Here is a 13,758-nt window from a genome sequence, read left to right on the forward strand (position 1 = left end):
GCCCGCGGCCTCCCCCGCCACGCGCCCCCTGGGCTGCCCGCGGCCGGGCCCCGGGGGGCGACCACCCCCCCCCACCTGCCCACGGCTGCGGGAAACGTGTTGCCACCGGGTTCGGTCAGCCGCCCGCGGGCAGTCGGTCGAACATCACCTTCAGCATCTCAAGGCCCAGTGCGCACCGGTCCACGGTCGCCGGGGCGAAGCCGGTCAGTTCCAGGACCAGACCTTGGCCGTACGGCTCGCTCGACCGGTTCCACGGCGCGGTGAACACCATGACAGCACACTCGGCCGGGCGCGGTTCCCGCCGGATCCCGGTGTTGCCCGCCAGGTCGAACGCGGTGTTCTTCGCCGTGCCGAGCACGATCTTGTTGGACTGCAGAACAGTGACGGACGTGCCGCCGGTGCCGCCCGCGCCGAAGGTGTAGTTGCACCGTGTCTCGTCGAACCGCGACAGCCTGGTCGGCTGCCCGGTGATCGTCTGGATGTCCTCCTTGGTCAGCAGGCCGCAGAGATCCACACCGTCGACCTTCTTCCGCACCGTGACGGTGGGGTTCTCCGGGGTGCCCGCCCCGGGCGCGGACGAGGACGAGGTCGCGGTCGAAGACGGCGATGCGGGGATCTTCAACACGGTGGTGGTCGAGCTCGCCGAACTGGGCCCGGCGTCCGGGGTACCGCTCACGGCGGAGCCGCAGCCTGCGAGCACGCCCAGCAACAGGACCCCCGACAGGACCTGACAAGTCACCTGTTTCATGGCCGGAAAGTAGCAAACACCCGGCAGGACGGCCACGCCGCGGTCGTGGGGACCGGTCCCCGGCGCCGCCGGATACCGTCGCCAGAGAACCGGCAACCACCGGATCTACGTTCGTCCAAGAAGGGTTACGAGGGACCGAAACCCCCGGCGGCAAGCCGTAGCCGAGACACCGCGCGACGAGGGGGCCCCTTGAGACCAAGGGCCCCCTCGCGCGGTCAGAAGACCTCGTAGCCGGGAGTGAGCGTGTCCCGCGGGTCGTAGCGCTGCTTCGCGTCGCGGAAGGCCGCGAACTTCGATCCGTAGTGCCGCTTCCAGTCCTCTTTGGACATCGGGAAGGCGCTGACCGGGTAGAGGGTTCCGCCCGCGGCGCGGACTCGCTCGTAGATCGCGCGGTTGTCGGCGATCATCCGCTCGACGACGGCGGGGTCATTCGGCGGGAACCGCAGCACGTTGAGCGCGAAGATCACATCCTCGGAAGGCGTGCGCAGCAACGGACTCGTGATGGCGCGCCTGCGCAGCGGCGACAGCGCGACGCGGCCGTACTTGCCGACGTCGGCCCCGGTGAGGCCGCTCAACAGCCGTTCGGCCTGGCTCTCCACCACGGAATCGCCGACATAGGTGGTGATCCACGGATGCGGGTTGGTCCACTCACCGGTGGAGCGGAGCAGAGCTTCCAACGGCGCCAGCCGTTGCAGGTACTGCAGGTAGGTGGGCGTGGAGAGCGCGGCGGCGGCGCGGTCGTCGGACAGACCGGCGAGCATCGCCGCGTCGTCGGGCGCGGTGCCGGTGAACAGCACGGCGGCGTCGAGGGTGTACTTCCAACCACCGGTCGGAATGGGCAGGACGGTGCCCTGGAGATAGTCGAACCTGCGGTCGGCGAGCAGCTTGCGCTCGTCGGCGAGCAGGGAGCGCAGGCTCGGGTAGGTCAGCGCGTAGCGGCGGGCGTGCGTGGGCGCGGGAATGAGCCGCACGGTGGCGCGGGTGACGATCGCGCACTGGCCGAGCCCGGCCCGCACGGCGTCGAACAGCGTGGCGTTGCGGTGCGGCGAGCAGGTGAGCACCTTGCCCTCGCCGGTGACCACCTCCATCTCCTCGATGATGTCGCTCTGCATGCCGTACCGGTACGTGGTTCCGCCGATGCCGCCGACGGCGATCGTGCCGCCCACGGACAGTTCCAGGTAGTCGGTGAGAACCGGCGGGGTGAGTCCGCGCGCGAGCGTGGCCGTGAGCAGGTCGCTCCACTTCACTCCCGCGTCGACGACGGCGCGGGTCGGCTCGACGCGGTGAATCCGGTTGAAGCCGGACATGTCCACCACGATGCCATCGTCCACTTGGGACCGTCCGTAGAGCGAGTGGCCCTGCCCGCGGGCGGCGACACGCCTGCCGGTGAGCCCCGCCCAGCGGGTCGTCGCGGCGATGTCGTCGGCCGAGCACGGCTCCAGCACGCCGATGGGCCTGCGGTGGATGATGTGTCCGAAGTCGTCCGCCGCGGCCGCGCGCGCCTCGCCGTCCCAGCGGAACTGCCCGCCTACCGAGGGAAGCGACATCGCGTCTCCCGCCGTCGAAGCGTCAGTCGGCACGGTGGCCCGCGTATCGGCGCTCGCGGCGCGAGCCGCCAGCCCTCCGGTGACGCTCAATGCGGTGGCGGTGAGGCCCGCACGGAGTAACGAGCGTCTGTCGGTCGCCATTGTCGATCTCCCTGGGCTCAAAAGGATCAGCAAGCGGCACCAAGCTACAGGGCGGAGCGGGCCAGATCCAGAGGGTGACGACGCCAAAAGGTTGTCCATCCGGCAACAATCTCGTCGTATCATTCGGCCATTCGGAACACGCGGAAACCGGGACACGGCGGAGAAACCATTGCGGACACGTCCGGCGCTGCTGATCTTGGACATGATTAACGATCTTGTCCATCCCGAAGGAAAAAAAGCCACCGATGGCTACTACGAACAGGTGAGCAGCCGAAACGTGCTGGCACGGACGGCCATCGCGCTCGATCGCGCCCGTGACCGCGACATTCCGGTGATCTATATCGTGGTGGGATTCTCGCCCGGTTACGCGGACTGGCCTCATGATTCGCCGCTGTTCCGCGCGCCGAGCGACGCGGACAAACCCACCCTGGGAACCTGGGGAACGCGAGTGCACGACGCGCTCGCGCCCGCCCCTGGCGAGTCCATTGTCGTCAAACGCCGGGTGAGCCCGTTCCACGGCACCCACCTGGACCTGTTGCTGCGCAAGCACGATGTGGACAGTGTTCTGCTGGCGGGGGTGGCGACCGACCTGGTCGTGCTGTCGGCGGCACGGGACGCGCACGACCGCGACTACGGCGTGACCGTGCTGGAGGACGCCACCGCGACCACCGGGCTGGCCCTGCACAACGCCGCGCTGCGGCTCATCGAACGCACCGCGGCCGTCATGACCGTCGAGGAAGCGTTGCCACTGCGGCAAGTTCGCGTCCACCTGGCACCCGCGCACTGACCTCAGCCGATCGACGCGCCGGTCAGCGCGGCCGTCATCCGGTCCAGCGCCTCGACGAGCACGGGCCGCGCGGCCGCGAACGAGATCCGCACATGGCCCTCGCCCGCGGGCCCGAACGCCGATCCCGGCACGACCGCCACCCCGGCCGCGCGCAACAGCCACCGCGCGAACTCCACCGAACCGCCCAGTCCGGTAGCCCGAATATCAGGAAAGACGTAGAACGCGCCATCCGGTGGCGCACACCGGATTCCGGGCATGGCGTCCAGTGCGGACAGCACCAGGTTACGGCGTTCGGCGTAGTCGTCGGCCATCTCCCGGACGCAGTCCTGGCTGCCGATCAGCGCCGCCAGACCGCCCCGTTGGGCGAACGACGCCGCGCAGCTCACCGTGTGCTCCTGGACCTTGAGCGCCTCGCCGATCAGTTCGGCCGGGCCCGCGACGTAGCCGAGGCGCCAGCCGGTCATGGCGTAGCCCTTCGAGAAACCGTTCACTGTCAACGTTCGCCCGGCACACTCCGGCAGGCTCGCGAGGCTGACGTGCTCGCGGCAGGCGAAGAGGATCTTCTCGTAGATCTCGTCGGTCAGCACGATCAGATCGTGCGCCGCCGCGAAGGCCGCGATCTCTTCGGCCTCGTCGCGGCGCAGTGCCCGGCCGGTCGGATTGTTGGGCGTGTTGACCAGAATCGCCCTGCTCCGCGCGGTGACGTGGCGGTCCAAGAGCTGCCGTGACAGCCGGAAACCGTCGTCGGCACGCAGCGGCACGTCGACCGTCCGCGCGCCGACGAGATGGGCCATCGACCGGTAGCTGACCCAACTCGGCGAGGGGACGAGCACCTCGTCGCCGGGGTCGAGCACCGTCATCAGCGACACGAACAGCGCGTGCTTGGCCGACGGTGTGACAATGATCTCGGTAGCCGGATCGACCACGATCCCGTTGTCGCGGGCCAATTTCGCCGCGATCGCCGCCCGCAGCTCCGGCAGGCCGCGGCTGGCTGTGTAGTGGGTGAACCCCTCGTCCAGCGCCGCCGCCGCCGCGGCCGCGATGTGCGGCGGGGTCGCGGCGTCCGGCTCTCCGCCGCCCAGATCGAGGATGGACGCTCCCCCGGCCCGCAAAGTGCCTACCAGGTCGTGCATCGCGACGGTCGCCGACCGGTCGAGCCCCGCGAACCGCCGTGCCGCGCGGGGAGGCACCAGTGGTTGCGACACTAGCTCCCCTCCTTGATCACATGCGCGGCGATGGCGTCGGCGTCGTACACGAAGTCGCCCCACAGGCCGGGGCGGTTGCTGCCGACCTGCATGAACCAGCGGGTGTGCTCGGTCGGGATACCCACGACGTAGAGCCCGGTGTCGACCGTCCCGTCCCGACCGACCGGGTGATACGGGCTGGTCGTGACGGCCACACCGCCCGTGCGGAACGCCTCCGGGCCCTCGCCGTTGACATAGTTGCTCCAGATTCCGCTGTCGCGCAGCCGTTGTGTGAGCGGGCTGAGGTCGCGGTCCAGGTCGGGGTCGGGAATCCGGGCGTCGACGATCACGTCGACCGGGGTCCGCGCGCCCGTCACCCGAGGCGAGGACAGGGTGAACCGGCCCAGCTCCGGGTCGCCCGCGAACCGCGCGTGCGGCCCGATCACACGCAGCAGACCGCAGTCCAGCAGGGCGATCACCTGACGCAGGCGGACCGGCGGCGGACCGGCGGCGAGGAACGCGCTGCGCGGGGCGTACCAGCCGATGAAGTCGTCGCGGTGCGAAGTCGGTGCCAGACCGGAGAAATCGGCGAGTTTCATGATGAACCCCCGGCAGTCCCGGATGACGTCCATCGCCGCCTTGAACGGCGAGTCGACGTTACCCAGGTCGGCCTCGCGCAGGTCCGCCCGCATCGTCGCGACGAGTGCGCGGTCGAACTCCGCCCGATCGGCGAACCGCCTGCCCTCGAACGGCCGGGCCAGCGCGTCGAGGTCGAGCGGGGCGACGCCGGTGATCCCGACCCGCCCGGCGATCGCCACCACATCGGGCGGCGCGCCTGTCGCGGCCGCCCGCACGACCGCGCCGGTGAACGCGGCGGCACTGTCCTCTCCAGACCGTTGGCGCAGCATGGTGGCGCAGCGCACCAGGTCCATCTCGGCCAGCAGCCACGGCAGCACATCGGCCCGAAAGTCCAGCGGCCCGACCGGCCGGGACCCGCGGATGTTGTCCTGGGTGAACAGCACGGCCTTGTACGAGTACCGCGGCGGCTTCTGGTTGCGGCCACGCGCGGGCAACGGCATGCCGCTGCGCGAACCGGCGACGATCACCGGCTCGGCCCCGCTGGGCAGGTACTCCAGGCTTCCGTCCGCCCGTTCGGTGAACCGACCGCCGCGGCCCAGGGTCAGCTCGGCCAGCACGTCGTAGAAGGACAGTCCCAGGCCGATCACGCCGACCGGGGTGCCCGCCGGGATGTCGCGAAGCGGCATGTCCGCCGCGGAATCCCCTCGGATGTAGCGCAAGTGGGGACGCGTGGCGGCGAAGTCGGCCAGGGCCTTCTCGGTGCCGGTCAGCGTCGGGGCGGAGTGGCCGGTGGTGAGCACCACCTGGTCGACCACCAGTTCGGTCCCGGTCGAGAACGTCAACCGGTAGCCGTCCGGGGTCCGGCGGAGATCGTCCACTCGGGACAGTGTGCGGACCAGGCTGACCGTCGCGGGCAAGTTCGCCTCGACGGCGGAAAGCAGGAACTGAGTGTAGCGGCCGTAGTCGGCGCGTGCGGCGTAGCCGTCCGGGGTGGCGTTCTCGGGATCGACGGTGCGCCACCACTCGTAGAGCGACGGACCGGCCCCGGCGCGGGTCGGACCGTCGTCCGGCACGCCGGAGAACGCGGAAACCATGCCCGCCACCGTGTTCATCAGGAACCAGTCGGGCTGGTCGGTCCGGTACACCCGGCCCGCGCCGACCTCGACCGCGTCGATCAGGTGGATCTCCACCGGGCGACCACTGCCGTCCTCGGCGAGCCGGGCGGCCAGCCGCTCCACGACGATGAGGCCGCGGGGGCCGCTGCCGACCACCGCGATCCGGTGTACCGCCTGGACCTTCGACGTGGACATGTCAGTCGCCGACCCGGCCCGCGACACCGTCGAGCCAGCGGTCCGCGTGTCCGGCCGCGGTCCGCGCGTCGCGGAAGGCATAGGTCTTGAGCAGCCAGCGGGTGCGGGCTCGTTCCGGGTCGTTGATCTCGACGTGGTCGCGGCTGTGCAGACCGTCCTGGTTGGCGAAGGTGAACAGGTCGCCGGTGCGGATGCGGTGCCGGGTCTTCTCGGTCCGCACCAGCGCGTTCTTCAATGCCAGCAACGCGGTCGTCGCCGCGAACGGCGCGTCCGGCGCGACCGTCGTGTGCGTGTCGACGTAGCGGATGCTGTGCAGGCGCTCGAAGATCGGGTGCCGCTCGGAGACCGTCAGGCTCGTGTTGTTGTCGCGCGAGAGGACGTCGAACGGCGTGATGAAGTACCGCTGCCGCAGGACTTCCCGTTCCTGCTCGGTCAGCACCGCCAGCAGGTCCGCGCCGCGGACGAAACTGGTGTAGGTGACATCGCCGTCCGGGCACCGCATGCCGAGCAGGGTGATGAAGTCGGCGCGCACCGAGTGGGCGGTGCGGTCGTTGTGGAAGGCCAGTTCACCGTCGCTGAAACCGGTCTGCTTGCCTCGGTAGCGGTTGATCGCGATGACGTCGGTGAAGAAGTCGCCGTTAAACCGGGTGGCGTAGGCCAGCAGCGGCGTGCCGACGAGCTGCCCGAACAACTCCAGGAAGGTCTCGGCCACGAACGTCGTCTTCTTGGCGTACTTGTCGGTGAGCGGGTCCTCCTGGTCGAGAACCGGCATGTCCGTGTCAAGTGGACAGTTGCGCAGGGCGTGCGCGGCGATCCCGGCGGCGCGGTCCGCGCGGATCTGCGCGGTCACCTCGCGCAGCACCGCGGGCACGGCGCCCCGGTCGACGACCGCCGCGACGGCCGCGGCGAACGCGGTCCGGTCGTGGTAGGGGTTGCGGCTGACGGTCTGCAGCGTCGCGCGCAGATCGTCGCGCTCGGCGTCGGTGAAGACGTGCAGAGGTTCCATGGACAGCTTCTCCGAAGGTGAGTACCAGGGCGGCGTGCCTCGATCAGTCGCGCGCCGAGGCCGCCAGTCGGGCGCGCAGTTCCGGGGTGAGCCGTGGACCAACGCGGTCCACCAGCGTCGTCATCTCGTAGGCGAGCAACCCCATCTCGCAATCCGGGGCGGCGAGCAGGGCGAGCAGCGCGCCCTCCCCCATGGTCATCAGGAACAGGTAGCCGTGATCCATGTCGACGCTGCTCTGGAGCACGGTTCCCGCGTCGAGACACCGCGCCGCCGCGTCGGTCAGCCCCGCGATGCCGCACGCGACAGCGGAAAGCTCCTCGGCCCGGTCACGGGGCAGCGTGTCCGAGGCGGCGAGCAGCAGCCCGTCCGAGGAGACCACGACCACGTGGCCGACATCGGGCAGCCGCCGCACGAAATCGGTGAGGAACCAGCCCAGCTCACCGGACTGGCGCGGATCGGCGACCGCCGCGCTTCTCTGCTCCTCGGGTAAGTCCGCTCGATCGTCGGCTGTGGACCCGGTCATCCGTCGCCCCATTCGCCGCGCGGTTCCGCGCCTGCCTCGGGCTCTCCGCTGCGCGCCCGGTGCAGGCCCTGCTGGAACCTCGACAGCCGGGCCCGGATCAGTTCCGGCGAACGCTGCGGCAACAACGGGGTCGACCCGGTGTCCTGCGGGTCGCGCTGGACCGGGGCGGAGCCGGGGATGAGGCGTTCTCGCGGCGCCCGCTTGGGCAGCCCGCTCGCCCCGACCGGCGCCGCGGGCGGACTGTCCAGTATGGACTGAACGTCCGGCAGGCTCGGTTCGGCCTGCCTGCTCCACGACGGTCGCGGCGGTCGCATCGATCCGGTGGACGTCCGTTCGCCGAGTGCCGCCGACGTGGTCGGGTCTGGCGGCCCGGAGGGAAACCACTGTGAGCTGCCCTTTTCGGGAATCGACAGGTGCCCGGTCAGCGCGCCAGCGGACGTGGACGACACCGCGGTGGAGTCGGACCGCCGACCGTCGCGGTTCCGGTCGCGCGGAGCGGGCCGTTCGGTGCGACGGACCGGCTGGGAGTGGCGCGGTTCGCTGTGCGCGGGCGGATCGGTGACGGCGGCCATCGCGGGCATGCTCCGTTCGACCGGCGCCACGCGCACAGTCTGGGAGTCCGCCTTGGGATACGCGGTCCTTGGCGCGGCTGCCCGGGCGGGCGGGATGGTCTGCGGTCCGGTGTGGACCAACGGGTCCGTCCGCGGGTCGGTGGCGTTCGAGGCCGCCATCAACTCGGCCGGGAGCGTCACGACCGCAGTGGTGCCCGCGTCGATGTCGCCGTGCAGCCGGACCCGGATGGCGTGCCGCTGGGCCAGTCTGGCAACCACGTAGAGCCCCATCCGCCGCGACAGCGAGACGTCGAAGTCGGGCGGGTTCGCCAGTTTCTCGTTGGCCTCGGCCAGTTCCTCGTCGGTCATGCCCAGGCCCTCGTCGGAGATCTGGATGGCCAGCTCCCCCGACCGGACGCGCGCCGAGGCCACCATCACCGCGGTGCCGGGCGCGGAGAACGTGGCCGCGTTGTCCAGCAGCTCCGCGATCAGGTGCACGAGGTCCTTGACCACCCTGCCCTGGACCAGCAGGTCGGGCATCGGCCGCAACTGCACCCGGGTGTAGTGCTCGATCTCCGACAGCGCGGACTCGACGACCTCGCTGACCGACACCGGGCGCGCCATGCGCTTGGCCAGGCCGCTGCCGGACAGGATCAGCAGACTCTCGCTGTTGCGCCGCATCCGAGCGGCGAGGTGGTCGAGCACGAAGAACCGGCTGAGCTGGTCGGGGTCCTGCTCGTTCTGTTCGAGCTGGTCGAGTTCGGCGAGCTGCCGCTCGATCAGCGCCTGGCTGCGCCGGGACAGGTTGACGAACATGGTGTTGACGTTGTCCCGCAGCACGGCCTGCTCGGTGGCCATGCGTACCGCCTGCTCGTGCACCGCGTCGAACGACCGGGCCACCTGGCCGATCTCCTCGTTGCTGAACACCGGCACCGGCGCGACCGCCTTCTTCGCCGCCTCCACCGGATTCGGGTCGGCGAGGATGCGCTTGAGCGTCTCCGGCAGGCGGGTCTTGGCCACCTCCAACGCTTCCTGGCGCAGCCTGCGCAGCGGGGCGAGCAGCGACCACGCGACGACGAGCATCATCCCCAGCGCGATCACCAGCATGGCAACGACGATCGCGGCGTCCCGCAGGGCGGCCGCGGTCGCGGCATCGGCGGACGCCGACGCCTGCGCGCGCAGCCCGGCGATCAGCTTCCGTTCCACCGCGCGGAGTTTGTCGTTCGCGGCGACGCTGGTGTCGTTCAGCACGGCAACATCGATGTCGAGTGCGGCCAGCGGGTCCGGGCTGATCAGGGCGGTCTGCACGATGCCCCGGCGCCGGTCGACTTCCGGCCCGCTGTAACCGTCGCTATAGGACTGTCGCTCGTCCGGTGTGGCCACGGAGGCGAAGTCCGCGATCGCCGCGTCGAAGCCCGCGTCGATCGAGCGTGCCCGGTTCTGCACGCTGTCCGCGCCGAAGTTGTTGCGCACGGCGGCGATCAGCAGCAGGGCGTCGAGCTGGGCGCCGCGTTCCTTGGCCTGACCGAGGGTCTGCACCGCGGAGCTCACCCGCGACGGCGAGCTGTCGCCGACCGTGGCCACCTCGCGGCCGAGCTGGACGAGCGGGTCGATGACGGAGTTGTAGTTGGTGAGGACCGCGAGGTCCGGGTAGATCGCGCCCTGCGCGAGGTTGCGCAGCGCGGTCAACTGCTTGAGCTGGTTGAAGCTCAGGTCGTAGCGGTCGCGGCCCTCGGCATCGGGAATGTCCAGCCCGGACAAGGAGTTGCGCAGGGTGAAGATCGCGTCGTCGGTCTCGCGGTACTGGGCGGTGACCTGCGGCCGGGTGTCCAGGGCGCCGTCGCCGGCGGCGACCCTGGCCACGACCAGCGCCCGCTCGCTCTGCAACTGGTGCACGACCTCGGTGATCTGCAACGCGACGTCGACCTGGTCGACGATGCGGCGGAAGTTGTCCGCGTTGTCGATCTCGGACTTCACCCGCAGGCCGCCGAAGACGACCGCGGCGATCGCGGGGACAAGCAGCACCACGGTCATCTTGGTGCGCAGCCGCCAGTTGCTCGGCCGCCACGGACTGTCCGACCGCGCCGTCCGCCGGGGCCGGTCGGTGTCCGAACGCGCCGATCGGGAGCGGTAGGGCTCGTCGTCATCCGTCCAGTCGACCAACCCACTGTCGTCGTCGGCGCGCTCTCCCTCCTCCCGCTCGCCGGGTACCTCGCGGGAGAACTTGCGCTCATGTCCGGGCACTTGGCGCGTCCTTCCGGGCGTCTGGTGGGGAGAACTGCGGACGAGATTCGTCGGACAAGCTAGTGGAGACAAGGTCGGCTGTCAGCGAGGAGCAACGGATTACTCCGGTTGGAAACGCGAACTTTCACGGTCGGTCACCTGTGCCGTCAAGGGGTTCCACGCCGGAGCCCGGGGACCGCACGGCCCGCCGAACGAATTCGACCACTGATCGTGAACCCCTGAACCCCTATCGCCAGACCGTTGTCACAGCAACGAGAACCCCTATTCCACAAGGTCAGGATCGGTGTACCGATCATGAACCGGTGCGGCCGGAGACCGCGAACTTGGCCGCGGGCGGTTAATCGGAACAGCAACGATCTCGCTGCGTGATCGACACCGCTTGACAGGCCACTAGAGTCACGACTCGCCGCGTGGAGCACTTTTTGGCGCGCCTCGGCCAATGAAGATCAAGTCAGCAGGACAAGGAGCAAGACGGTGATCCGACGCGGCGGTGCCCGCTCAGGCATGCCTCGACTGCGCAGGCTGTTCAGGACTACCGCCGCCGTCGCGGCCGTGGTCACCCTGACCGCGGGCTGTGGTCTGCTCGGCGGCTCGGCGTCCAGCGAACCCTCGGCCGACGGCAAGGTCGAGAAGGCACGGGTCAAGATCGCGATCATCCCGTCGACCGATGTCGCGCCGCTGTGGGTGGCGCAGAGCGAGGGCTACTTCGCCGCCGAGGGCCTCGAAGTCGAGTTCGTCACCAAGGGCGGCGGCGGTGACGTGATCACCAGCCTGCTCGGCGGCGACGTCGACTTCGCCTTCGCCAGCTACCCGCTTCTGGTGCAGGCGCAGCAAAAGGGCCGCGGGCAGGTGAACCTGAAGATCGTCGCGGACGCGTCCGCCGCCCGGCCGGACGCGACCGCCGTGGTGGTGGCCAAGAATTCCCCGCTGCGCAGTCCCGGCGACCTGCAGGGCAAGAAGATCGCGGTGACCTCGACCGGCAGCATGGCCGACCTCGCCGTGCTGGCGGGCATGAAGGCGGCCAAGGCGGACACCTCGGCGATCAAGTTCCAGCAGATGAAGTTCCCCGACATGCTCCCGAAACTGGGCAGCGGCGAGATCGACGCGGCGTTCCTCGTCGAGCCGTTCGTCTCCATCGCGCAGGCGCAACTCGGGGTCTGGACGGTGTTCCAGCCGATGGTGGGCAGGCTCGACGGCATCGCGCTCACCGGATACGCGGCGTTGGAGAAGACCACCCAGGAGAGCCCGAAGACGGTCGCGGCGTTCAAGCGGGCGATCGAGCGGGCGCACCGTGAGGCGAGCACCCGCAAGGGCGACGACGCGATCCGGCAGGCGCTTGTCCGCAACGCCAACGTGAAGCCGGAGATCGGCCCCGTGCTGCACCTGCCGTCGTATCCGATCACCACGGATCCGACCCGGCTCCAGCGGGTGCCGGATCTGCTGCACGAGTTCGGCCTGATCGCCGAACCGTTCGATATCAAGCCGATGATCATCGGCTGAGATGCGCCCGGCGGTACTGCGGCTCTCCGGGGCGGCAGGCGTGCTCGCCCTGTGGGAAGTCGTCGGCCGCTCCGGCGTGTTCCTCGCCGACTACTTCCCGCCTGCCTCCACGGTCTTCCCGCAACTGGTGGACATGTTGGGGGACAACGAATTCCTCCGGGCCGTGGTAGCCACCACGCTGTCCGCGGCGATCGGCCTGGCGATCGCCGTCGCGGTGGCGGTGCCGCTCGGCCTGGTGCTGGCGAGCACGCCGGTCGCGCGGACGGCGAGCCGCGCGGTGATCGAGTTTCTGCGGCCGATCCCGACCGTGGCGCTCGTCCCACTCGCCGTGGTGAGCATCGGCGGCGGCCCGGAGACCAAGATCGGACTGGCCGCTTTCGCCGCGGTGTGGCCGATTCTGCTCAACACCATGTACGCCTTCGACGAGGTGGAGCCGTTGCAGGTGGACACCGCCAGATCGTTCGGGTGCAGCCGCACTCGGGTGATCATGCGGGTCGCGGTACCCAGTGTGGCGCCGTTCGTGCTGACCGGCGTCCGATTGTCCGCCGCGATCGGGCTGTCCGTGGTGATCGGCACCGAGATGCTCACCGGTACCAGCGGCGGCATCGGCGAGTTCATCCTGGCCGCCGCGAGCGGGGCGACGCGGATGGACCGGGTGCTCGCGGGCGTGGTCGTGGCGGGCCTGCTGGGGTTCGCCGTCAACGCCGCGCTCGAAGCGGCGCACCGCCGGTGGTTCGGTTGGCAGCACTCAGGTGTGGAGCGCCCCGCGTGACCCCGTTCGTGGTGCGCTGGGGCGCTTTCGCCGTTCTGGTGGGGGTTTGGCAGTGGCTGAGCGCCGCGGCGTACCACCCGTACTTCCCGACGCCCGTGGAGATCGTGTCGGCCGCCGGGCGGTTGTGGTTCTCCGGTCCGGCGTCGAACGCATTCTTTACCCCGGAAGGGATCGACGGACTGCTGACCAGTCTCGGCCGAGCGGTCGGCGGCTGGGCCATCGCGGTGGTGATCGGCGTCTGCGCGGGTGTCGGGTTGGGATTGTCCAAGCGGGCCACCATCGCGCTCGGGCCGGTGTTCGCGTTCTTCCGGTCGCTGCCGCTGCCCGCGCTGGTCCCGGTGTTCGTCCTGGTGACCAGGCTGGGCACGGAGATGGTACTCACCGTGATCGTCTTCGGCGCGGTCTGGGCGGTGCTGCTGAACACCGTCGACGGTGTGCGCTCGGTCGACCGGGTGACCCTGGAGACCGCGCGGGTCTTCAGGACTCCCTGGCCGCGTCAGGTGATCGGCGTCATCCTGCCCGCCGCGGCGGCCAAGATCCTCGCCGGGCTCCGGGTCAGCCTGTCCCAATCACTGATCTTGCTCGTGGTCGCCGAACTGTTCGCGCCCAATGGCGGACTGGGCGCGCAGTTGCGCGACGCGCAGAACAAGTTCGACTTTCCCGCCATGTGGGCGGTAATTCTCATGTTGGGCGTCCTTGGCTATGTGCTGAACACCGCTCTGCTGTTGGTCGAGCGCCGAATGCCGCACTGCCGCCAGGGGCCGGCCAAGGCCGCGTGATCACCGGAGATCCACTTTTTTGTGATCAACTAAGGGCCGAGTTCGATCTGCAATTTGCCTGCTATACCGGCATTTCGCCCGATTGGC

Annotated in this window: 11 protein-coding genes; 4 read left to right on the plus strand and 7 right to left on the minus strand. The window is 69.8% G+C overall.

Going from position 1 to position 13,758, the window contains the following annotated elements; translation table 11 throughout:
- Positions 1-115: 115 nt before the first annotated feature.
- Both ACT4N7_RS15975 and ACT4N7_RS15980 read right to left on the minus strand, forming a co-directional pair.
- Complete coding sequence (locus tag ACT4N7_RS15975; protein WP_444829518.1) at positions 116-748, minus strand: hypothetical protein; 633 nt, start codon at positions 746-748, stop codon at positions 116-118.
- Between the two features lie 215 nt (positions 749-963).
- Complete coding sequence (locus ACT4N7_RS15980; RefSeq protein WP_444829519.1) at positions 964-2,295, minus strand: FAD-binding protein; 1,332 nt, start codon at positions 2,293-2,295, stop codon at positions 964-966.
- On the opposite strand from ACT4N7_RS15980, the gene ACT4N7_RS15985 reads away from it, so the two are divergent.
- Positions 2,216-3,223, plus strand: coding sequence for a cysteine hydrolase family protein (locus ACT4N7_RS15985; protein ID WP_444829541.1), 1,008 nt, complete (start codon positions 2,216-2,218; stop codon positions 3,221-3,223). The genes ACT4N7_RS15980 and ACT4N7_RS15985 overlap by 80 nt on opposite strands.
- Before the next feature lie 2 nt (positions 3,224-3,225).
- Here the strand turns inward: ACT4N7_RS15985 and ACT4N7_RS15990 are convergent, their stop codons facing one another.
- Genes ACT4N7_RS15990 through ACT4N7_RS16010 form a run of 5 tightly spaced genes read right to left on the minus strand, consistent with a single transcriptional unit; the run spans position 3,226 to position 10,620 of the window.
- Entirely contained in the window at positions 3,226-4,428 is a 1,203-nt protein-coding gene (locus ACT4N7_RS15990; RefSeq protein WP_444829520.1) for a pyridoxal phosphate-dependent aminotransferase, read from the minus strand.
- A complete protein-coding gene (locus tag ACT4N7_RS15995; RefSeq protein ID WP_444829521.1) occupies positions 4,428-6,296 on the minus strand; it encodes an FAD/NAD(P)-binding protein in 1,869 nt (622 codons plus the stop codon). Before ACT4N7_RS15995 ends, ACT4N7_RS15990 begins: the two co-directional genes overlap by 1 nt.
- Before the next feature lies 1 nt (position 6,297).
- On the minus strand, positions 6,298-7,302 hold the full coding sequence (locus ACT4N7_RS16000) for a TauD/TfdA family dioxygenase (RefSeq protein ID WP_444829522.1): 1,005 nt from the start codon (positions 7,300-7,302) through the stop codon (positions 6,298-6,300).
- Positions 7,303-7,345: 43 nt separating this feature from the next.
- Positions 7,346-7,825 (minus strand): roadblock/LC7 domain-containing protein, encoded by a 480-nt coding sequence (locus tag ACT4N7_RS16005; RefSeq protein ID WP_444829523.1) that lies wholly within the window; start codon positions 7,823-7,825, stop codon positions 7,346-7,348.
- Positions 7,822-10,620, minus strand: coding sequence for a nitrate- and nitrite sensing domain-containing protein (locus tag ACT4N7_RS16010; RefSeq protein WP_444829524.1), 2,799 nt, complete (start codon positions 10,618-10,620; stop codon positions 7,822-7,824). The genes ACT4N7_RS16005 and ACT4N7_RS16010 overlap by 4 nt, the downstream gene beginning before the upstream one ends.
- Before the next feature lie 474 nt (positions 10,621-11,094).
- Here ACT4N7_RS16010 and ACT4N7_RS16015 point away from each other — a divergent pair, with 474 nt between their 5' ends.
- From ACT4N7_RS16015 to ACT4N7_RS16025, 3 genes are read left to right on the plus strand one after another with little or no spacing between them, the layout of a single operon-like run.
- Positions 11,095-12,120, plus strand: coding sequence for an ABC transporter substrate-binding protein (locus tag ACT4N7_RS16015; protein ID WP_444829525.1), 1,026 nt, complete (start codon positions 11,095-11,097; stop codon positions 12,118-12,120).
- Between the two features lies 1 nt (position 12,121).
- Positions 12,122-12,892: an ABC transporter permease gene (locus ACT4N7_RS16020; RefSeq protein WP_444829526.1), complete on the plus strand. Its 771-nt coding sequence runs from the start codon at positions 12,122-12,124 to the stop codon at positions 12,890-12,892.
- Positions 12,889-13,671, plus strand: a complete 783-nt coding sequence (locus ACT4N7_RS16025; RefSeq protein ID WP_444829527.1) for an ABC transporter permease — start codon at positions 12,889-12,891, stop codon at positions 13,669-13,671. Before ACT4N7_RS16020 ends, ACT4N7_RS16025 begins: the two co-directional genes overlap by 4 nt.
- Positions 13,672-13,758 lie beyond the last annotated feature (87 nt).

This window comes from Actinokineospora sp., from assembly GCF_052390155.1.
GTDB lineage: Bacteria > Actinomycetota > Actinomycetes > Mycobacteriales > Pseudonocardiaceae > Actinokineospora.

Bases quoted from the DNA above. Each gene is read 5' to 3' on its own strand.
- ACT4N7_RS16000 (WP_444829522.1), bottom strand. From the start codon at position 7,302: ATGGAACCTCTGCACGTCTTCACCGACGCCGAGCGCGACGATCTGCGC.
- ACT4N7_RS16020 (WP_444829526.1), top strand. From the start codon at position 12,122: ATGCGCCCGGCGGTACTGCGGCTCTCCGGGGCGGCAGGCGTGCTCGCC.
- ACT4N7_RS15985 (WP_444829541.1), top strand. From the start codon at position 2,216: ATGTGTCCGAAGTCGTCCGCCGCGGCCGCGCGCGCCTCGCCGTCCCAG.
- ACT4N7_RS16005 (WP_444829523.1), bottom strand. From the start codon at position 7,825: ATGACCGGGTCCACAGCCGACGATCGAGCGGACTTACCCGAGGAGCAG.
- ACT4N7_RS15980 (WP_444829519.1), bottom strand. From the start codon at position 2,295: ATGTCGCTTCCCTCGGTAGGCGGGCAGTTCCGCTGGGACGGCGAGGCG.
- ACT4N7_RS15975 (WP_444829518.1), bottom strand. From the start codon at position 748: ATGAAACAGGTGACTTGTCAGGTCCTGTCGGGGGTCCTGTTGCTGGGC.
- ACT4N7_RS15995 (WP_444829521.1), bottom strand. From the start codon at position 6,296: ATGTCCACGTCGAAGGTCCAGGCGGTACACCGGATCGCGGTGGTCGGC.